An 18836-nucleotide genomic window follows, 5' to 3' on the forward strand; every position below is an offset into this window, starting at 1 on the left:
TCTGATCGCATTTTTATGAAGCACTAAGTACGGAGAACAATTATGAAACGTGCATTTATTATGGTGCTGGACTCATTCGGCATCGGCGCAACCGAAGATGCAGAACGATTTGGTGACGTGGGTTCCGATACCCTGGGTCACATCGCGGAAGCCTGTGCAAAAGGCGAAGCGGACAACGGTCGTAAAGGCCCTCTGAACCTGCCAAACCTGACCCGTCTGGGGCTGGTAAAAGCGCATGAAGGCTCTACCGGTAAGATCGCAGCCGGTATGGACGGTAACGCGGAAGTGGTGGGCGCCTACGCGTGGGCGCACGAGCTCTCTTCCGGTAAAGATACTCCGTCCGGCCACTGGGAAATCGCCGGCGTGCCGGTGCTGTTCGACTGGGGTTACTTCTCCGATCACGAGAACAGCTTTCCGCAAGAGCTGCTTGATAAGCTGGTGAAGCGCGCCAACCTGCCGGGCTACCTCGGTAACTGCCACTCTTCCGGTACCGTGATTCTGGACCAGCTCGGCGAAGAGCACATGAAAACCGGCAAGCCGATTTTCTATACCTCTGCTGACTCCGTGTTCCAGATCGCCTGCCATGAAGAGACGTTTGGCCTGGATAAACTGTACGAGTTGTGCGAAATCGCCCGTGAAGAGCTGACCGAAGGCGGCTACAACATTGGCCGCGTTATCGCGCGTCCGTTTATCGGCGACAAAGCGGGTAACTTCCAGCGTACCGGCAACCGTCACGATCTGGCTGTGGAGCCACCGGCGCCGACCGTGCTGCAAAAACTCGTCGACGAGAAAGACGGTCACGTGGTTTCCGTGGGTAAAATCGCGGACATTTACGCCAACTGCGGCATTACCAAAAAGGTCAAAGCGACCGGTCTGGATGCGCTGTTCGACGCCACCATCAAAGAGATGAAAGAAGCGGGCGATAAGACCATTGTCTTCACCAACTTCGTGGACTTCGACTCCTCCTGGGGCCACCGTCGCGACGTCGCCGGTTATGCTGCGGGTCTGGAGCTGTTTGACCGCCGTCTGCCAGAGCTGATGGAGCTGGTGGGAGAAGATGACATTCTGATCCTGACCGCTGACCATGGCTGTGACCCGACCTGGACCGGTACCGACCACACCCGTGAGCACATTCCGGTGCTGGTGTACGGCCCGAAAGTCAAACCGGGCTCGCTGGGTCACCGTGAAACCTTCGCGGACATCGGCCAGACGATTGCGAAATACTTTGGTACGTCTGACATGGAATATGGCAAGGCTATGTTCTAAACGGATTGGGTGAGGCCTGATGCCCTCACCCCGACCCTCTCCCACAGGGAGAGGGAAAACAGAATGTAGGCCGGGTAAGGCGCAGCCGCCACCCGGAAAAAACAACAATGTAAAAGGAACTGAAGATGGCAACTCCTCACATTAATGCAGAAATGGGTGATTTCGCTGACGTCGTATTGATGCCGGGCGACCCGCTGCGCGCGAAGCACATTGCAGAAACCTTCCTCGAAGATGTGCGTGAAGTGAACAACGTGCGCGGCATGCTGGGCTTCACCGGTACCTATAAAGGCCGCAAAATCTCCGTGATGGGTCACGGCATGGGTATCCCATCCTGCTCCATCTACACCAAAGAGCTGATCACCGATTTCGGCGTGAAGAAAATCATCCGTGTCGGCTCCTGCGGCGCGGTTCGCATGGACGTTAAGCTGCGTGACGTGGTGATCGGCATGGGCGCGTGCACCGACTCTAAAGTCAACCGCATTCGCTTTAAAGATCATGACTTTGCGGCCATTGCTGACTTTGACATGGTGCGTAACGCGGTTGACGCGGCAAAAGCGCTGGGCGTTGACGCGCGCGTGGGCAACCTGTTCTCTGCCGATCTGTTCTACTCGCCAGAAGGCGACATGTTCGACGTGATGGAAAAATACGGCATTCTGGGTGTGGAAATGGAAGCGGCCGGTATCTACGGCGTGGCGGCTGAATTCGGTGCGAAAGCGCTGACCATTTGCACCGTGTCTGACCATATCCGTACTCACGAGCAGACCACCGCTGCCGAGCGTCAGACCACCTTCAACGACATGATCAAAATCGCGCTGGAATCCGTTCTGCTGGGCGATCAAGAGTAATTTCGTTTTCTTCAGGGGGGCAGGTTTGCCCCCTATGGTGCTTACTTCGTCAACACTTCCCACATCAAATTGCTTTCCAGCGTCACCGTATCACCTATGTGATTAAACTGGCGGTCATTCAGCACCGGGGTGAGGGTGAGCTGGCACTCATCGGCGGACCACGAGGCAGGCGTAAAAAGCGTAGCCATTAGCGAAAAAGTCATCAGTAAATGTTTACCCAGGTGTTTCATTTACAGACTCCTTTAGCAGTTTCATAAAACGATTCTTTGTCCTGAGTCTCACTCAGGGATTAATCGATGCGGCAGATGCGCTGCATATTATCGTCAACGGCATAAAGTGCCGGGCTATTGGACATATCAGTGACAAAAACACGCCCGCTGTCCACCGCGCTGACCAGGTAGTTGTTTTTCTCATCCACGATACTGGTCCCTTTTGACAGTCACGAGCCGTCTGCACGTTTCACTTCGAGCATTACGCGACGGGTATTCAGTACTTTGAAATCCAGCTCCCTGAAGGCTGTATGGGCGACAGAAATGTTCTTGATGCCGTTGGGCAGATCCTGACTCAGGTTAAAGCCGATCCACATATGTTTATCGGTGTTTTTCGGCGGGATAGCCTCAAGGGTCACGCGTTTAACGTCACGCCTGTATCGTCAGGAAGATCGACAATGATGGTATAGATCAGGGCCGGGAAGGTGTCGGTATTTTTTACGTTCATGGTGCCGCTGTGAGTCGACTCTTCAATAACCAGCAGCGTGGTTTCTGGCACCATTCCGGCGGCATACGCCTGAGCAAAGAGAGCAGAGAATAATAACGGTGCGGCAATGGCGCACTGAGCGATCGTGGATTCAACTGACATCAAGATTAATCCTTTAACCTGACAAAATACCTCCTCTGTTAAGAGGAGGCATAGTTCACACTTTATCGGGTTGATAATCAGAGATATTTAACGGTAATCGTGGCCTGACCATCCAGGTTGGTATCATCGGTAATCGCGAGGGCCGCGGTATTCTGAATCGCCAGGGAGGTTTTCAGCGGAAATACTGCGGTCGTGAAAGGCAGCGGCGCAGTGGTGCCGGAAGCGGCCACGGTCATCATTTCCATGTTGGCGTTTTTGATGATACCGGTAGCGGTTTTCTGCCAGGACGGGCTGTCCACGGTACCGGAGATAACGTCTGATTTCACGCCGTCGGCGGTGACGTTCGCCACATCAGCAAAGATGGAGTAAGCGCCAATTTTCACGCCGCCCGCGGTTTTGCCCACGCCGTAGGACTGGGTGGTGTCGGAAACGTTGCCGCCCGCCGCGTCTGCGGTGTTAATGGTGATCACAGAAGCACCCGGATGGGTGTCTGCGCGGTCATCGCTGATGGTCCAGCCAGCTTTAGTGGCTACCGGGCAGGTGATGGTCAGGGAGATATCTTTCTGACCCAACTGGTTAACGCTGGTCGCGGAGAGATCCGCCAGGTGGATAAGACCATAATCCACCTCGCCGCCGCCGCTTAACTGCGGGGTGCAGGCGGCAACGGAGAGTAAACCGGTCACTTTCAGTACGGCGGTAGAGGCGGCGTTAGCGGCAGTCGCGGAGAGGGCCAGCGCAACGGCAGTGGCAACTAAAATCTTTTTCATTGTTGTTCCTTAACAAATGCAGGCCATCACGCTCAGTTCACAAGCGAAATGAGCCAGTTACAGATAATGCAAAGTGATGGTGGCCTGGCCGTCGATCGGGGTATCGTCGGTAATTGCCAGGGTGTCAGTTTTCTGCACCGCCAGCGCAACGCGCAGCGGGAATACGGCATTCATAAAGGGAACCAACGTCCGATCACTGCTATTTAGTGCGCTATACTGGATAGAACCGTCACTATGAGTGACGAGCTGCGAACCCGTATTCGCAAGTAACCACATTGGATCATCTGCTATCGCAGAATAACCTAATGCTTTGACGTTTCCATCTACGGTTACATTCGAATTCATACCCACGGAGTAAGCGCCGATATTGACGCCGCCAGCCGTTTTACCTACGCCGTACTGGTTAGTTGAACTCCATGCCTGATCGCCCGCGAAAGTGGCGTTATCGATGGTCATTTTCTTCATTGAATCTGCGTGATCATCGGTAATGGACCACGCTACTTTCGTTGCGGCAGAGCAGTTGATAGTCAGAGAAATATCTTTATAACCCAGCTGGTTATCTGCCGTTGCGGAGAGCGAGCTGATATATTTAGTGCCGAAATCAACGACAGCGCCATCGCTCAGCGTTGGGGTACAGGCGTTGTTGGTTAATACGCCTTTTAATTTTAATACCGCAGTAGAGTCGGCATGTGCAGTCGCAGAGAGGGTCATTGCAACAGCGGTTGCAATAATGATTTTTTTCATCGTTAATCCTTAACGTTCGAAACAGACGTGTGGAGAAGAAATAGAAAACTATTTCTTGCTGTCTATTATTCTAGAGGAAAAGTTAACTTTACATTAAGGAGTGTTAATTTTTGAATGTAATTCCCCTTAATATATAAGCTATAAATATATATTTTGTGTATGTTCCCTGTTTATTTATATACGTGTGTTAATTTTCAGGAATAAGGGAAGCGTATTCACTTCCCTTATTTGTTTTTATTAACGCACCGCGCCAGCGATCCATTGGGAGAGATCCCGTAGCTCCCGCTCGTGGTCCGGGAAATCCACCCACAGCGCTTCGCACGCCTGTTGCAGACTGTCTGCATGGTACAGACAGCCCTGTAAACGTGCGGCCAGCGCCTCCAGCGGTGCAGGATTGAGACTATCCGTAAAGACCTGCGTGCGGGTAATATGGCCCTTCTCCACGTCAAAGTGCAGTTCCACGCCGCCCCAGGTAAACCGTTCGTCCAGCAGGTGTGAAAAGGCCGGTGCCTGGCCGAAGTTCCACTCCCAGCTGCTCTGGCGCGCAAAGGTTTCCGCGAAGTTGGGCAGGTCCGGTGTTTTGTCAGGGGAGATCACTTCAGCTTCTACCCGCTCACCGTAATGTTCGAAGAAGGCTTCACGGATCGCATCGCAAATCTGCTCATGAGTAATCCCGGGCAGCAGTTCCACCAGATTCGCCACGCGCCCGCGCACGGAGGTAATACCCTTAGCCTGTAACTTTTTCTTATCTGGATTAAGGTAGTTAGCCAGACGGCTCAGATCGGCATTCAGCAATAATGTGCCGTGGTGGAATCCCCGATCCATCGTTTCGCGATAGGCAGAGCCGGATACCTTGCGGTCGCCATCGGGCGTTTTGACCACCAGATCGTTACGTCCCGAGGCTTCAGCCGTCACGCCGAGCGAATTGAGCGCATTAAGCACAATGGAGGTCGAGATGGTTTTGTCGTATTCCGGCTTGCCCGCCATAAAGGTAAAGCAGGTATTGCCCAGATCGTGGAATACCGCACCGCCGCCGCTGCTGCGGCGCGCCAGGCGGACGTTGTCCTCTTCCATACGGCGGGTGTTACACTCTTTCCACGGATTTTGCGCGCGGCCAATAACGACCGTATCAGCGTTGCGCCAGAGAAACAGGACGCGCTGGGTGGCAGGCATCTGGCGGAAGATGCACTCTTCTACCGCCAGGTTAAACCAGGGATCGTAAGAGTCAGAGATTAGCAGGCGTAACGTCGACATGGCAGAGTTCCTTTTCCGAATCATCCGCCTACTTTATCACTATTCTTTCTTCTCGCTCTCTTCCTCTTCGGGAACCGACTTGCTGGCGGTTAACAGGAACGGCGACTGCTGCCAGCGGGTGCGCTTGCCCTGGAGCAACGTACGTGCCAGTACCACGCCAATCGCCAGTGAGAGCAGCAGCATCAGGCGCAAAATATTGGTGGTGTTATCTACCTGTTTGGCTTCGGTTGGCAGGGTGTGGGTGTCGAGTGTCAGACGTAAATAGCCGAGCGGACCATTTTTGCCCTGAATGGGTTCGACGATTTGTTGGTTGAAATAACCACCGGCTTTTTTGCCATCCAGCGCCAGCCTGTCGCGCACGTCGACATGCTCACCCGCGCGGGCAATCAGGTCGCCCTGTTCATCGTACACGCCCGCATCCAGAATGCGGCTGTTTTTCGTAAGCTGGCGCAATACCTGGGCTATTCGCTTATCATCCGGCGTTTCGGTGCGCATAGACGGCGCAACGTTGAGCGTCACCTGGCGCGCCAGCGTCCGGGCCAGCTCCTCAAACTGCGGGTTACGCTGTCGTTGGTGATTCTGGCTAAACCAGGATGCCCCCTGCATCAGCGCCACTAATAGTGCGAGACAGATCAGGACAATCACGGCGCGATGAAGCCGGAATTTCAGTTTTGCGCGAGCCATATTCCACCTGCTTAAAATTTACGGCTTAATGTTGCCAGAAGTGATGGTTACAGGGTAGCCTCATGCGTTATTTTCCCTCTGGAACCTTCCGGCGCGAACGAAATTACAGGAGCTTCAATGCCGAACATTACCTGGTGCGACCTGCCAACGGATGTCTCTTTATGGCCAGGATTGCCGCTCTCTTTAAGTGGCGATGAGGTGATGCCTCTCGATTACCACGCTGGCCGTAGCGGCTGGCTGCTGTACGGACGCGGCCTGGATAAGCAACGCCTCACCCAGTATCAAACCAAACTGGGCGCAGCGATGGTCATCGTTGCGGCCTGGTGTGTGGAAGATTATCAGGTCATTCGCCTGGCGGGTTCCCTGACGCAGCGCGCCACGCGTCTGGCGCACGACGCCGGGCTGGACGTTGCTCCCCTCGGCAAAATTCCGCACCTGAAAACGCCCGGCCTGCTGGTAATGGACATGGACTCCACCGCCATTCAGATCGAGTGTATTGACGAGATTGCTAAACTGGCGGGCAGCGGAGAGCTGGTGGCGGAAGTCACCGAGCGCGCGATGCGCGGCGAGCTGGATTTCACCGCCAGCCTGAGACAGCGCGTGGCGACCCTGAAGGGGGCCGATGCTAACATTTTGCGTCAGGTGCGCGATGAACTGCCCCTGATGCCTGGGCTTACGCAGCTGGTACTCAAGCTGGAGACGCTCGGCTGGAAAGTGGCGATTGCCTCCGGCGGGTTCACCTTCTTTGCCGACTACCTGCGTGACAAGCTGCGTCTGACCACCGTGGTGGCAAACGAGCTGGAGATCATGGACGGCAAACTCACCGGACAGGTCATCGGCGACATCGTGGATGCGCAGTACAAAGCCAATACGCTGACGCGTCTGGCAGAGAAATATGCCATCCCGGTCGAGCAAACCGTCGCCATCGGCGATGGCGCGAACGATCTGCCGATGATCAAAGTTGCCGGGCTGGGTATTGCCTACCATGCCAAACCGAAAGTGAATGAAAAGACGGAAGTCACTATCCGTCATGCTGATCTGATGGGGGTGTTCTGTATTCTCTCCGGCAGCATTAATCAAAAATAACGAGGTAAACCGTGGCGAAAGCTCCAAAACGCGCATTTGTCTGTAATGAATGTGGTGCGGATTATCCGCGCTGGCAGGGGCAATGCAGCGCCTGTCATGCCTGGAACACCATCACCGAAGTGCGTGGTGTGGCGGCTTCGCCGAGCGTGGCCCGCAATGAACGGCTGAGCGGCTATGCGGGCAATGCAGGCGTGTCGAAGGTACAAAAACTTTCGGATATCAGCCTTGAGGCGCTGCCGCGCTTCTCAACCGGATTCAAAGAATTTGACCGCGTGCTCGGCGGTGGCGTAGTGCCGGGCAGCGCCATTCTGATCGGCGGTAACCCGGGCGCGGGTAAATCGACCCTGCTGCTGCAAACGCTCTGCAAGCTCGCCGAACAGATGAAAACCCTGTACGTCACGGGGGAAGAATCACTCCAGCAGGTGGCGATGCGCGCGCACCGCCTCGGCCTGCCGACCGGCAATCTGAATATGCTGTCGGAAACCAGCATCGAGCAGATCTGCATGATCGCCGAAGAAGAGCAGCCGAAGCTGATGGTGATCGACTCCATTCAGGTGATGCATATGGCTGACATTCAGTCGTCACCGGGAAGCGTGGCGCAGGTGCGTGAAACCGCGGCCTACCTGACGCGCTTTGCCAAAACGCGCGGCGTGGCGATTGTGATGGTTGGTCATGTGACCAAAGACGGCTCGCTGGCGGGACCGAAAGTGCTTGAACACTGTATCGACTGCTCGGTGATGCTCGATGGCGATGCGGATTCCCGTTTTCGTACCCTGCGCAGCCATAAAAACCGCTTTGGCGCGGTGAATGAGCTGGGCGTGTTTGCCATGACCGAGCAGGGGCTTCGCGAAGTCAGCAACCCGTCGGCCATCTTCCTGAGCCGTGGCGACGAGATCACGTCCGGGAGTTCGGTGATGGTGCTGTGGGAAGGAACGCGTCCGCTGCTGGTTGAAATTCAGGCGCTGGTGGATCACTCGATGATGGGCAATCCGCGGCGCGTGGCGGTCGGTCTGGAACAGAACCGCCTGGCGATCCTGCTGGCGGTGCTGCACCGTCACGGCGGTCTGCAAATGGCGGATCAGGATGTGTTCGTCAACGTGGTTGGTGGGGTGAAGGTTACGGAAACCAGCGCGGACCTGGCGCTGCTGCTGGCAATGGTCTCCAGCCTGCGCGACAGACCGTTGCCGCAGGATCTGGTGGTATTTGGTGAGGTAGGGCTGGCCGGCGAGATCCGCCCGGTGCCGAGCGGTCAGGAGCGTATCTCCGAAGCGGCAAAACATGGCTTCCGCCGCGCGATTGTTCCGGCCGCCAACGTGCCGAAAAAAATTCCGGAAGGGATGCAGGTTTTCGGCGTTAAAAAACTCGCAGATGCGTTAAATGTCTTTGACGACTTATAATTACGTATTCGATTTTGCAGGAGGCACCGTAATTTATGTCATCATTTGACTACATCAAGACCGCTATCCGCCAGAAGGGCTGCACGTTGCAGCAGGTGGCGGACGCCAGCGGCATGACCAAGGGCTACCTGAGCCAACTGCTGAACGCCAAAATCAAAAGCCCCAGCGCGCAGAAGCTGGAAGCGCTGCACCGTTTTCTGGGGCTTGAATTTCCGCGGATGCAAAAGAACATTGGCGTGGTGTTCGGTAAGTTCTACCCGCTGCATACCGGGCATATCTATCTGATCCAGCGCGCCTGTAGCCAGGTCGACGAGCTGCATATCATCATGGGTTATGATGAAACCCGCGATCGCCAGCTGTTTGAAGACAGCGCCATGTCGCAGCAGCCCACCGTGCCGGACCGCCTGCGCTGGCTGCTTCAGACCTTTAAATATCAGAAAAATATTCGTATTCATGCCTTTAACGAAGAGGGCATGGAGCCATATCCGCACGGCTGGGACGTGTGGAGCAACGGCATCAAAGCGTTTATGGAAGAGAAGGGCATTGCGCCTAACTGGATCTACACCTCTGAAGAGTCCGACGCGCCGCAGTTCCGCGAGCATCTGGGTATCGAGACGGTGCTGATCGATCCTAAACGCACCTTCATGAACATCAGCGGGGCGCAGATTCGCGAGAACCCGTTCCGTTACTGGGACTACATCCCGACCGAGGTGAAGCCGTTCTTCGTGCGTACGGTGGCGATCCTCGGCGGCGAGTCGAGCGGGAAATCGACGCTGGTCAATAAGCTGGCGAACATCTTCAACACCACCAGCGCGTGGGAGTATGGCCGCGATTATGTCTTTTCACACCTTGGCGGCGACGAGATGGCGTTGCAGTATTCCGACTACGATAAAATCGCGCTCGGTCATGCCCAGTACATTGATTTCGCGGTGAAATACGCCAATAAAGTCGCCTTTATTGATACCGATTTCGTCACCACGCAGGCGTTCTGCAAAAAGTACGAGGGGCGCGAGCACCCGTTTGTGCAGGCGCTGATTGACGAATACCGCTTTGACCTGGTGATCCTGCTGGAAAACAACACCCCATGGGTGGCCGACGGCATGCGCAGCCTGGGCAGCTCCGTGGACAGGCGTGAGTTCCAGACCATGCTGGTAGAGATGCTTAACGAGAACAACGTTGAGTTTGTCCATGTGGAAGAGTCGGACTACGACACCCGTTTCCTGCGCTGCGTCGAGCTGGTGAAGGAGATGATGGGGGAGCAGGGGTAAAAGATTTATCCCTCACCCTAACCCTCTCCCAAAGGGAGAGGGGACTTTAATCTCCCTCTCCCTTTAGGAGAGGGCCAGGGTAAGGGAATCAGTCCACTCAATACTCAACCACCACCTTTCCACGCATATGTCCCTCCAGCACCTTGCGGTGCGCTTCGGTAATGCTTTCCACGCTTAGCCCGTGCAGCGTTTCGCTGAGCGAACTTTCCACTACGCCGTTATCCACCAGCTTCGCCACCTCATTTAAAATCTCACCCTGACGCGCCATATCCGCAGTCTGGTACATGCTGCGGGTGTACATAAACTCCCAGTGCAGGGCGGCAGATTTGGACTTCAGCTTGTCCTGATTCAGCGGATGCGCGTTTTCAACGATGGAACAAATGTGTCCCTGAGGGGCAATTAGATCGCTGACCGCATCCCAGTGCCCGTCGGTGTCGTTGAGGATAAAAATGTAATCCACAAAGGTGAGCCCCTGTTTCGCCATTTCCCCCTTCAGGTCGCGGTAATTTACGACTATGTCCGCCCCGCGATCGCGGCACCACTGGGCGGAATCTTCTCGCGAAGCGGTTGCGACGATCTTCACCTTGCTGTTGTGCTTCGCAAACGGGATCGCCAGCGATCCGACTCCACCCGCGCCGCCAATAATCAGCAGCGTTTTATCTGCGTCGGCATCCTGAATCTTCAGCCGTTCAAACAGGCCTTCCCACGCGGTGAGCGCCGTCAGCGGCAGTGCAGCCGCGGCGGCCCAGTCAAGGCTTGCAGGCTTGTGCCCGACAATGCGCGCATCGATCAGCTGATGTGTGGTATTGCTGCCCGGTCGGGTGATATCCCCCGCGTACCACACTTCGTCACCCGGTTTGAATCCGGTGACGCCAGCCCCAACGGCTTTTACGATCCCGCTGGCATCCCACCCGAGAATGCGCGGCTCCTTCAGCCCGCTTTTAGCAATGCCTGCATGTACCTTGGTGTCCACCGGGTTTACGGAGACGGCTTTCACCTCCACCAGCAGATCGTGTTCGCCGGGCTGCGGCATCGGCGGGGTGATTTCAACGAAGGTGGAGGGATTTTCTGGGTTAACGGCAATGGCTTTCACTGACATGGTGTGCTCCTCAATGGCATTCGTTTTGTTGAGGCTAGTCTATTAAGTGGTCAGCCGCATGATAAGATGGACAATCCAGAACTCAGCGTTCGTACAGAGTGAACAATCATGTTTAAACAGCTTCAGGATATGGCACTGTTTGCGCTGGTGGCCGAGATGGGCAGCTTTACCGCGGCGGCGCAGAAGGCGGAACTGCCAAAATCCAGCGTCAGCCAGCGCATTAGCCAGCTGGAGCAGCAGGTGGGGATCCGTCTGTTGAATCGCACGACGCGCAGAATAAGCCTGACGTTTGCGGGCGAGCACTATCTGGTGCACTGTCGCGAGATGCTGGCGGCCAGCGAGCGCGCGGAGTATGCCATTCAGCGGCTGCGAGAAAACCCCAGCGGGCGGCTGCGGATCACCTGTCCGGCAGGAATTGGCGCGACGCTGCTGGCGCATATGAATGCCGAGTTCCAGCTTCGCTATCCGGACGTGTCACTGGATGTGTCGATCTCAGACGACGTGGTGGATCTGGTCGAGTCTGGCTTTGACGTGGCGCTGCGCACCGGCAAACCGCAGGATTCTTCCCTGATTGGCCGCATGATTGGGCACTGTCCGCGCTACATGCTGGCCTCGCCCGACTACCTGGCACGCCGGGAGCCGTTAATTCATCCCCGACAGCTGGTGGAGCATCGCTGCATTACGCACCGGGCATGGTCGGAGTGGCTTCTGCGAAGCGAGAATGAGGATTACCGCTACCTGCCGGATAACGCTCATATGACGGATAATCTGGTGTACGCCAGGGAATGCGCCATTGCCGGGGCGGGGATCACGCTGTTACCCGCATTCCTGCTGGAAGATAAGATCGAAAAGGGCGCGCTGGTGAAGGTGCTGTCGGCGTGGAGCGTTGAGGGAAACGATCTCTGGCTGGCCTACCCGAGCCGTAAGCTCAATTCGCCTGCGCTGATGAGCTATATCGACTTTGCGATGCAGTTTGATGAGGTGAAGCGGTATTACGTGGGCGGGTGATTTTGTGCGGCCTGATGCCCTCACCCTGGCCCTCTCCCACGGGGAGAGGGAACAAACATAAAAAACGGCAACCGAAGTTGCCGTTTTGGTTTTATTTCGCAATACGCTTGTACTTAATACGCTTCGGCTCAAGCGCGTCTGCGCCCAGCGTGCGTTTCTTGTACTCTTCGTATTCGGTGAAGTTACCTTCGAAGAACTCCACCTTACCTTCGTCCTGGTAGTCCAGGATGTGGGTCGCGATACGGTCCAGGAACCAGCGGTCGTGCGAGATAACCATCGCGCAGCCCGGGAACTCCAGCAGGGCGTTTTCCAGCGCGCGCAGGGTTTCGATGTCCAGGTCGTTGGTGGGTTCATCGAGCAGCAGAACGTTGCCGCCAACCTGGAGCAGTTTTGCCAGGTGCAGACGACCGCGCTCACCGCCGGAAAGCTCGCCTACGCGTTTGCCCTGGTCGGTGCCCTTGAAGTTAAAGCGGCCAACATAGGCGCGGCTTGGCATCTCGGTGTTGCCGATACGCATGATATCCAGACCGCCGGAGACTTCTTCCCACACGGTTTTGCTGTTGTCCATCGCGTCGCGGAACTGGTCAACGGAGGCCAGCTTCACGGTCTCACCCAGGGTGATAGAGCCGCTGTCAGGCTGTTCCTGACCAGACATCATGCGGAACAGGGTGGATTTACCCGCGCCGTTCGGACCGATGATGCCGACGATAGCGCCTTTCGGAACGGAGAAGGTCAGATCGTCGATCAGCACGCGGTCGCCGTAGGACTTACGCAGGTTAGTCACTTCAACCACTTTATCCCCCAGACGAGCTCCAGGTGGAATAAACAGTTCGTTGGTTTCGTTACGTTTCTGGTATTCGGTGTTGTTCAGCTCTTCAAAGCGTGCCAGACGGGCTTTGCCCTTAGACTGACGGCCTTTCGCGCCCTGACGCACCCACTCCAGCTCTTTCTCAATAGACTTACGGCGGGCGGCTTCCTGAGACGCTTCCTGCGCCAGACGCTGGTCTTTCTGCTCCAGCCAGGAGGAGTAGTTGCCTTCCCACGGAATACCTTCGCCGCGGTCCAGCTCCAGGATCCAGCCCGCAACGTTGTCGAGGAAGTAACGGTCGTGGGTAATCGCTACCACGGTGCCTTCGAAGTCATGCAGGAAGCGCTCCAGCCACGCCACGGATTCGGCATCCAGGTGGTTGGTCGGTTCGTCGAGCAGCAGCATGTCTGGTTTTTCCAGCAGCAGGCGGCACAGCGCCACGCGGCGGCGTTCACCACCGGACAGGTTAGCGATTTTCGCATCCCAGTCTGGCAGACGCAGGGCATCAGCCGCGCGCTCCAGCTGCACGTTCAGGTTGTGACCATCGTGCGCCTGGATAATTTCCTCATATTTGCCCTGCTGAGCGGCCAGTTTGTCGAAGTCCGCATCCGGCTCGGCGTATTTGGCATACACTTCATCCAGACCTTTCAGGGCGTTAACCACCTCGGATACCGCTTCTTCAACGGATTCACGCACGGTGTGCTCCGGGTTCAGCTGAGGTTCCTGCGGCAGGTAGCCGATCTTAATGCCAGGCTGCGGACGGGCTTCACCTTCGATGTCTGTATCGATGCCGGCCATGATGCGCAGCAGGGTGGACTTACCGGCACCGTTGAGACCCAGAACACCGATTTTTGCGCCCGGGAAGAAGCTCAGCGAGATATTTTTAAGAATATGACGTTTCGGCGGGACAACTTTGCCGACACGATGCATGGTATAAACGAATTGAGCCACGTTGGACTTCGCCTCTTTTATCGTGATGAGAATGAATTTCAGCCTCGAAGTGTAGCCTTTTTCACGCCCTAATCCCAGCCAGGAACGTCGGGAGTGTTAAAACGCGCAAGAAAGGTAAAAAAGTGTCCATGACGTGGCGCGTTGTGGGATGCCTGGTTAGCATAAGTTGATGTAACTTTGACGTGGCAAGACGCTGCAACTGACGAAAAACAATGAGGAAGAGCTTGTGGAAAAAGCCAAACGGGTGGTCTGGCGTCTGCTGGCTGCCAGCGTATGCGTAATGGCGGTAAGCCAGGCGGTGCATGCCGATTCACTGGACGAACAACGTAGCCGCTATGCCCAGATTAAGCAGGCATGGGACAACAAGCAGATGGATACCGTGCAGGCGCTGATGCCGACGCTCAAGGATTATCCGCTGTATCCGTATCTGGAGTATCGCCAGATCACGGACGATCTGATGAACCAGCCGACCGTCACCGTGAATAATTTCATTCAGGCGAACCCGACCCTGCCGCCTGCGCGCACCCTGAAGTCCCGGTTTGTGAACGAGCTGGCCCGTCGCGAAGACTGGCGCGGCCTGCTGGCTTTCAGCCCGGATAAACCGGGCGCGACGGAAGCGCAGTGTAATTACTATTATGCGAAATGGGCGACCGGTCAGCAGGAGGAAGCCTGGGTCGGTGCGAAAGAGCTGTGGTTGACGGGCAAAAGCCAGCCAAACGCCTGCGATCCGCTTTTCAGCGCCTGGCGCGCGTCGGGGCAGCAGGATCCGCTCTCCTACCTCGAACGCATCCGCCTGGCTATGAAGGCCGGGAACACGCGGCTGGTCACCGTGCTGGCGGGGCAAATGCCGGCGGATTATCAGACCATTGCTTCTGCCGTTATCGGCCTGGCAAACGATCCGAACACCGTCCTGACGTTTGCGCGTACCACCGGCGCGACCGATTTTACCCGCCAGATGGCGGCGGTGGCCTTTGCCAGCGTGGCGCGTGATGATGTGGAAAACGCCAGGCTGATGATCCCGCAGCTGGTGCATGCCCAGCAGCTTAATGACGATCAAACTCAGGAGCTGCGCGATATCGTGGCATGGCGACTGATGGGAACAGATGTCACCGACGAACAGGCGCGCTGGCGTGATGATGCGGTGATGCGTTCAAACTCTGTCTCGCTGGTGGAGCGTCGCGTGCGCATGGCGCTGGGAACGGGCGATCGTCGTGGCCTCAATACCTGGCTGGCGCGTCTGCCGATGGATGCCAAAGAGAAAGATGAATGGCGTTACTGGCAGGCAGACCTGCTGCTGGAACGTGGTCGTGACGATGAAGCCAAAGAGATCCTCCACTCCCTGATGCAGCAGCGCGGATTCTACCCGATGGCGGCGGCGCAGCGTCTGGGCGAGGAGTACACCCTGAAGATCGACAAAGCGCCAGCCAACGCGAACCCGGCGCTGACGCAGGGGCCGGAAATGGCGCGCGTGCGCGAGCTGATGTACTGGAATCTGGATAATACCGCGCGCAGCGAATGGGCGAATCTGGTCACCAGCCGTACCACTGATGAGAAAGCGCAGCTTGCCCGCTATGCGTTTGATAATCGCTGGTGGGATCTGAGCGTGCAGGCGACGATCGCCGGCAAACTGTGGGATCATCTCGAAGAGCGTTTCCCGCTGGCTTATAAGGATCTGTTCGATCGCTACACCAGCGGCAAAGATATTCCGCAAAGCTACGCGATGGCCATTGCCCGTCAGGAGAGCGCCTGGAACCCGAAAGTGCGTTCACCAGTGGGTGCCAGCGGCCTGATGCAGATTATGCCGGGCACCGCGACGCACACGGTGAAGATGTTTAATATTCCAGGCTACAGCAGCCCGTCCCAGCTGCTGGATCCGGAGACCAACATCAACATCGGTACCAGCTACTTGCAGTACGTCTATCAGCAGTTCGGTAATAACCGTATCTTCGCGTCAGCGGCGTACAACGCCGGGCCAGGCCGCGTGCGGACATGGCTTGGTAACAGCGCAGGGCGTATCGACGCCGTGGCGTTTGTCGAGAGCATTCCGTTCTCGGAAACGCGCGGCTATGTGAAGAACGTGCTGGCCTATGACGCCTACTATCGCTACTTCATGGGGCAGAAAGATACCCTGATGAGCGATGCCGAGTGGCAGAGACGTTACTGATCGGCGCGGGTTGTGTTATGCTGTACTCGCTAATGAGTACAAGAGGCAGCATAACATGACCCAGCATTCCCCGTATTCCTCGGCCATGGCCGAACAGCGTCATCAGGAGTGGCTTCGTTTTGTGGAGTTGCTCCGCCAGTCTTACGACAAAGATCTGCATTTACCGTTGCTACAGCTGATGCTGACGCCCGATGAACGCGAAGCGCTGGGCACGCGGGTACGCATTATTGAGGAACTGCTGCGCGGCGAAATGAGCCAGCGCGAGCTGAAAAACGAGCTGGGCGCGGGCATCGCGACCATTACCCGTGGTTCAAACAGCCTGAAGTCGGCGCCGGTTGAACTGCGTCAGTGGCTGGAAGCGGTATTGCTGAAAAACGCCGGATGACGGCTTCGCCTTATCCGGCCTACAGACTTAACGATAAATCGCGTTATGGAACGGACTTAACGCCAGAATAACGGCCTGGTGGTAAACGCTCGAACGGGTGAGCTTGCCCGCGGTAAAGACGCCAATCGCCCCCTCTTTACGACCAATCTCATCAATGCCGGTATAGTGCGACATTACCGGCCCCAGCGCCTCACCCGCGCGGACTTTCTCCAGTATGACCTCCGGCAGCGGCAGCGTGGCAGAACGCGCTTCGCCGCGCTGCTCGCGGCTTTCGATGACAACCCAGCTGAAGGTCGCTCCTTCGTCGATACCAGCTTCAATCGCGACCCAGAAGTCAGCGTCTGGCGCGGCGGCTTTTGCATTCGCCACGCGATTTCGTGCGCCAGCGCGTGTTTCCTCGCTGCCAAACGGCTGTTCCGGCACACCGCTCTCGACGCCGACGGCGTCAATATGGCAGGATCCTTCGCCAAAGATCTCTTCAAATGCCCTTAGAATTGCCTGAATTTTGGCAGGATTGGTGGTAGCAGAGACAACATGGTGCATAATTAAGCTCGATTTAAAAAATTCATCGCAGTATAACGGAAAAAAAGCATGTTACAGGTATACCTTGTTCGCCACGGTGAAACGCAGTGGAACGCCGAGCGACGTATTCAAGGCCAGTCAGACAGTCCTCTCACTGAGAAGGGGGTGCAGCAAGCGTGGCAGGTGGCGGAACGCGCCAGAACGCTGGGCATTACCCACGTGATTACCAGCGACTTAGGTCGCACACAGCAGACGGCGCGCATCATCGCAGACGCCTGCGGCTGTGACGTCATGCTTGAGCCGCGCCTGCGCGAGCTGGATATGGGCGTGCTGGAAAAACGTCCTATCGATACGCTGACGGAAACGGAAGAGGGCTGGCGACGCACGCTGGTAAACGGTACCGAAGATGGCCGTATTCCTGAGGGCGAATCCATGCAGGAGCTCAGCGTACGTATGCATGCCGCCCTGGCCGAGTGCCTGAAACTCCCGGCAGGTAGCCGACCGCTGCTGGTGAGCCACGGTATCGCGCTGGGTTGTCTGGTGAGCACCATTCTGGGACTGCCCGCTTACGCCGAACGCCGTTTGCGTCTGCGCAACTGTTCCATTTCCCGTATCGACTATCAGGAAAGTGCCTGGCTGGCATCGGGGTGGGTGGTTGAGATGGCAGGGGACATTTCGCATCTTGATGCCCCTGCACTGGACGAATTGCAGCGTTAACGACGTACCGGAATCAGGAATTCCATACGCAGATTGATAGGGCCTTCTTCCGGTTTAGCATCTTGCGCCGGATAGTAGCGCTCAATGTCCTGACCTTTACGGCGATTCAGATTCAGCATCGGCATGCAGGTCCCGTAAACGGTCAGGATGAACTCCTGAACGCCCGTTCCTAAACCTTCGTATGAGAACATCACATACTCGCCGCCTTCCAGCACGACAGGCTTCGAGCCATGAATGTAACCGTTCGCCATATCAGGCGTCAGCGCCGTGGTATAGAACACCTCCTGCTCGTCATCTTTTTCCTGGCTTGGATGCGTTTCGTTCAAACCATACAGAATCGGCGGGATCGCCGGAGCATGGCTTAAAAATTCGCGCCAGAACTGAACGCGCATCTGATGGCGGAACTCGGAGATCTGCTCAAGGGAACAGGAGTAGCTCTGCGTGGTGCCGACCAGGTGCGTTTCTGGCAGGGTGATGATTTCATATTTTGGCATCGCAAACTCGCCCAGACGCAGCGGCGGACGCATACCAAAGGAGCTCCAGTCCGGCGAGCGGCGATAAAGCGCTGGCGTTAACGAGAACTGCTTTTTAAAGGCGCGGGTGAAAGTTTGCTGTGAATCGAAACGATATTGCAGGGCAATATCAAGGATTGGTCGCGCGGTCAGGCGCAACGCAACAGCAGACTTTGATAAACGACGTGCGCGAATATAGGCACCGATAGCATGACCGGTGACATCCTTGAACATCCTTTGCAGATGCCACTTGGAATAGCCTGCTTTTGCCGCCACATTATCCAGTGACAATGGCTGGTCGAGATGACCTTCCAGCCAGGTGAGCAGGTCGCGAATAATTCCAGCCTGATCCATATACTATCCTCATCCTTAAAACTGCCGCAGGTGCCTGTTTACAGGTTAGCGGATAATAGCATTTTTTGACGTTTTAGCATTCAGTGTTTTTTTTGCGCATAAATGCTTTTTATGGTGATTTATGTGCGGATATATTCTAATCCTGTG

The 18836-nt window shown here is 56.1% G+C and carries 18 protein-coding genes and 2 pseudogenes; 9 read left to right on the forward strand and 11 right to left on the reverse strand.

The window, feature by feature from the left end:
- The first annotated feature begins 42 nt into the window (after positions 1-42).
- Positions 43-1266: a phosphopentomutase gene (gene deoB, locus SK53_RS15935; RefSeq protein ID WP_003856540.1), complete on the forward strand. Its 1224-nt coding sequence runs from the start codon at positions 43-45 to the stop codon at positions 1264-1266.
- Positions 1267-1391: 125 nt separating this feature from the next.
- A complete protein-coding gene (deoD, locus tag SK53_RS15940) occupies positions 1392-2111 on the forward strand; it encodes a purine-nucleoside phosphorylase (RefSeq protein ID WP_022650368.1) in 720 nt (239 codons plus the stop codon).
- Between the two features lie 41 nt (positions 2112-2152).
- Here deoD and SK53_RS23945 read toward each other — a convergent pair.
- The 7 genes and pseudogenes from SK53_RS23945 to SK53_RS15970 form a co-directional block, all read right to left on the reverse strand.
- Positions 2153-2251, reverse strand: a pseudogene (locus tag SK53_RS23945) (hypothetical protein); the annotation flags it as partial.
- A gap of 86 nt (positions 2252-2337) precedes the next feature.
- Positions 2338-2676: pseudogene (locus tag SK53_RS23785) on the reverse strand (FimD/PapC C-terminal domain-containing protein); the annotation flags it as partial.
- A gap of 59 nt (positions 2677-2735) precedes the next feature.
- Complete coding sequence (locus SK53_RS22310) at positions 2736-2969, reverse strand: hypothetical protein (RefSeq protein ID WP_022650371.1); 234 nt, start codon at positions 2967-2969, stop codon at positions 2736-2738.
- A gap of 77 nt (positions 2970-3046) precedes the next feature.
- Positions 3047-3736, reverse strand: a complete 690-nt coding sequence (locus SK53_RS15955; protein WP_003856531.1) for a DUF1120 domain-containing protein — start codon at positions 3734-3736, stop codon at positions 3047-3049.
- A 57-nt stretch (positions 3737-3793) separates the two neighbouring features.
- Entirely contained in the window at positions 3794-4480 is a 687-nt protein-coding gene (locus tag SK53_RS15960; protein ID WP_022650372.1) for a DUF1120 domain-containing protein, read from the reverse strand.
- Between the two features lie 237 nt (positions 4481-4717).
- Positions 4718-5734 (reverse strand): lipoate--protein ligase LplA, encoded by a 1017-nt coding sequence (gene lplA, locus SK53_RS15965; protein ID WP_023324128.1) that lies wholly within the window; start codon positions 5732-5734, stop codon positions 4718-4720.
- Positions 5735-5773: 39 nt separating this feature from the next.
- The gene (locus SK53_RS15970) at positions 5774-6418 is read right to left on the reverse strand and encodes a YtjB family periplasmic protein (RefSeq protein ID WP_048209777.1); all 645 of its coding nucleotides are present in this window, start codon (positions 6416-6418) and stop codon (positions 5774-5776) included.
- Positions 6419-6535: 117 nt separating this feature from the next.
- Between SK53_RS15970 and serB the strand changes: the two genes are divergently transcribed.
- From serB to nadR, 3 genes are read left to right on the forward strand one after another with little or no spacing between them, the layout of a single operon-like run.
- Entirely contained in the window at positions 6536-7504 is a 969-nt protein-coding gene (gene serB / locus SK53_RS15975; RefSeq protein ID WP_003856524.1) for a phosphoserine phosphatase, read from the forward strand.
- Between the two features lie 11 nt (positions 7505-7515).
- Positions 7516-8901 (forward strand): DNA repair protein RadA, encoded by a 1386-nt coding sequence (gene radA, locus SK53_RS15980; protein ID WP_003856523.1) that lies wholly within the window; start codon positions 7516-7518, stop codon positions 8899-8901.
- 35 nt (positions 8902-8936) lie between these two features.
- Positions 8937-10169, forward strand: coding sequence for a multifunctional transcriptional regulator/nicotinamide-nucleotide adenylyltransferase/ribosylnicotinamide kinase NadR (gene nadR, locus SK53_RS15985; protein WP_003856522.1), 1233 nt, complete (start codon positions 8937-8939; stop codon positions 10167-10169).
- Positions 10170-10266: 97 nt separating this feature from the next.
- Here the strand turns inward: nadR and SK53_RS15990 are convergent, their stop codons facing one another.
- A complete protein-coding gene (locus SK53_RS15990; RefSeq protein WP_045344267.1) occupies positions 10267-11268 on the reverse strand; it encodes a zinc-binding alcohol dehydrogenase family protein in 1002 nt (333 codons plus the stop codon).
- 108 nt (positions 11269-11376) lie between these two features.
- Between SK53_RS15990 and SK53_RS15995 the strand changes: the two genes are divergently transcribed.
- Positions 11377-12276, forward strand: a complete 900-nt coding sequence (locus SK53_RS15995) for a LysR family transcriptional regulator (protein ID WP_022650376.1) — start codon at positions 11377-11379, stop codon at positions 12274-12276.
- Positions 12277-12367: 91 nt separating this feature from the next.
- On the opposite strand, the gene ettA is transcribed toward SK53_RS15995, so the two are convergent.
- Positions 12368-14035: an energy-dependent translational throttle protein EttA gene (ettA, locus tag SK53_RS16000; RefSeq protein ID WP_003856515.1), complete on the reverse strand. Its 1668-nt coding sequence runs from the start codon at positions 14033-14035 to the stop codon at positions 12368-12370.
- Between the two features lie 226 nt (positions 14036-14261).
- Between ettA and sltY the strand changes: the two genes are divergently transcribed.
- Positions 14262-16199, forward strand: a complete 1938-nt coding sequence (gene sltY / locus SK53_RS16005; RefSeq protein WP_048209778.1) for a murein transglycosylase — start codon at positions 14262-14264, stop codon at positions 16197-16199.
- Between the two features lie 55 nt (positions 16200-16254).
- Positions 16255-16584 carry a trp operon repressor gene (trpR, locus tag SK53_RS16010; RefSeq protein ID WP_003856511.1) on the forward strand — a complete coding sequence of 110 codons (330 nt, stop codon included), beginning with the start codon at positions 16255-16257 and terminating at the stop codon, positions 16582-16584.
- Between the two features lie 27 nt (positions 16585-16611).
- On the opposite strand, the gene yjjX is transcribed toward trpR, so the two are convergent.
- A complete protein-coding gene (yjjX, locus tag SK53_RS16015; RefSeq protein ID WP_022646994.1) occupies positions 16612-17127 on the reverse strand; it encodes an inosine/xanthosine triphosphatase in 516 nt (171 codons plus the stop codon).
- A gap of 48 nt (positions 17128-17175) precedes the next feature.
- Here yjjX and gpmB point away from each other — a divergent pair, with 48 nt between their 5' ends.
- Entirely contained in the window at positions 17176-17823 is a 648-nt protein-coding gene (gpmB, locus tag SK53_RS16020; RefSeq protein ID WP_032661523.1) for a 2,3-diphosphoglycerate-dependent phosphoglycerate mutase GpmB, read from the forward strand.
- On the opposite strand, the gene robA is transcribed toward gpmB, so the two are convergent.
- Positions 17820-18689, reverse strand: a complete 870-nt coding sequence (gene robA / locus SK53_RS16025; protein WP_003856504.1) for an MDR efflux pump AcrAB transcriptional activator RobA — start codon at positions 18687-18689, stop codon at positions 17820-17822. The two genes, gpmB and robA, sit on opposite strands and share 4 nt — an antisense overlap.
- Positions 18690-18836: the final 147 nt, after the last annotated feature.

This window comes from Enterobacter sp. MGH119 (assembly GCF_001037675.1).
Taxonomy (GTDB): domain Bacteria; phylum Pseudomonadota; class Gammaproteobacteria; order Enterobacterales; family Enterobacteriaceae; genus Enterobacter; species Enterobacter hormaechei_C.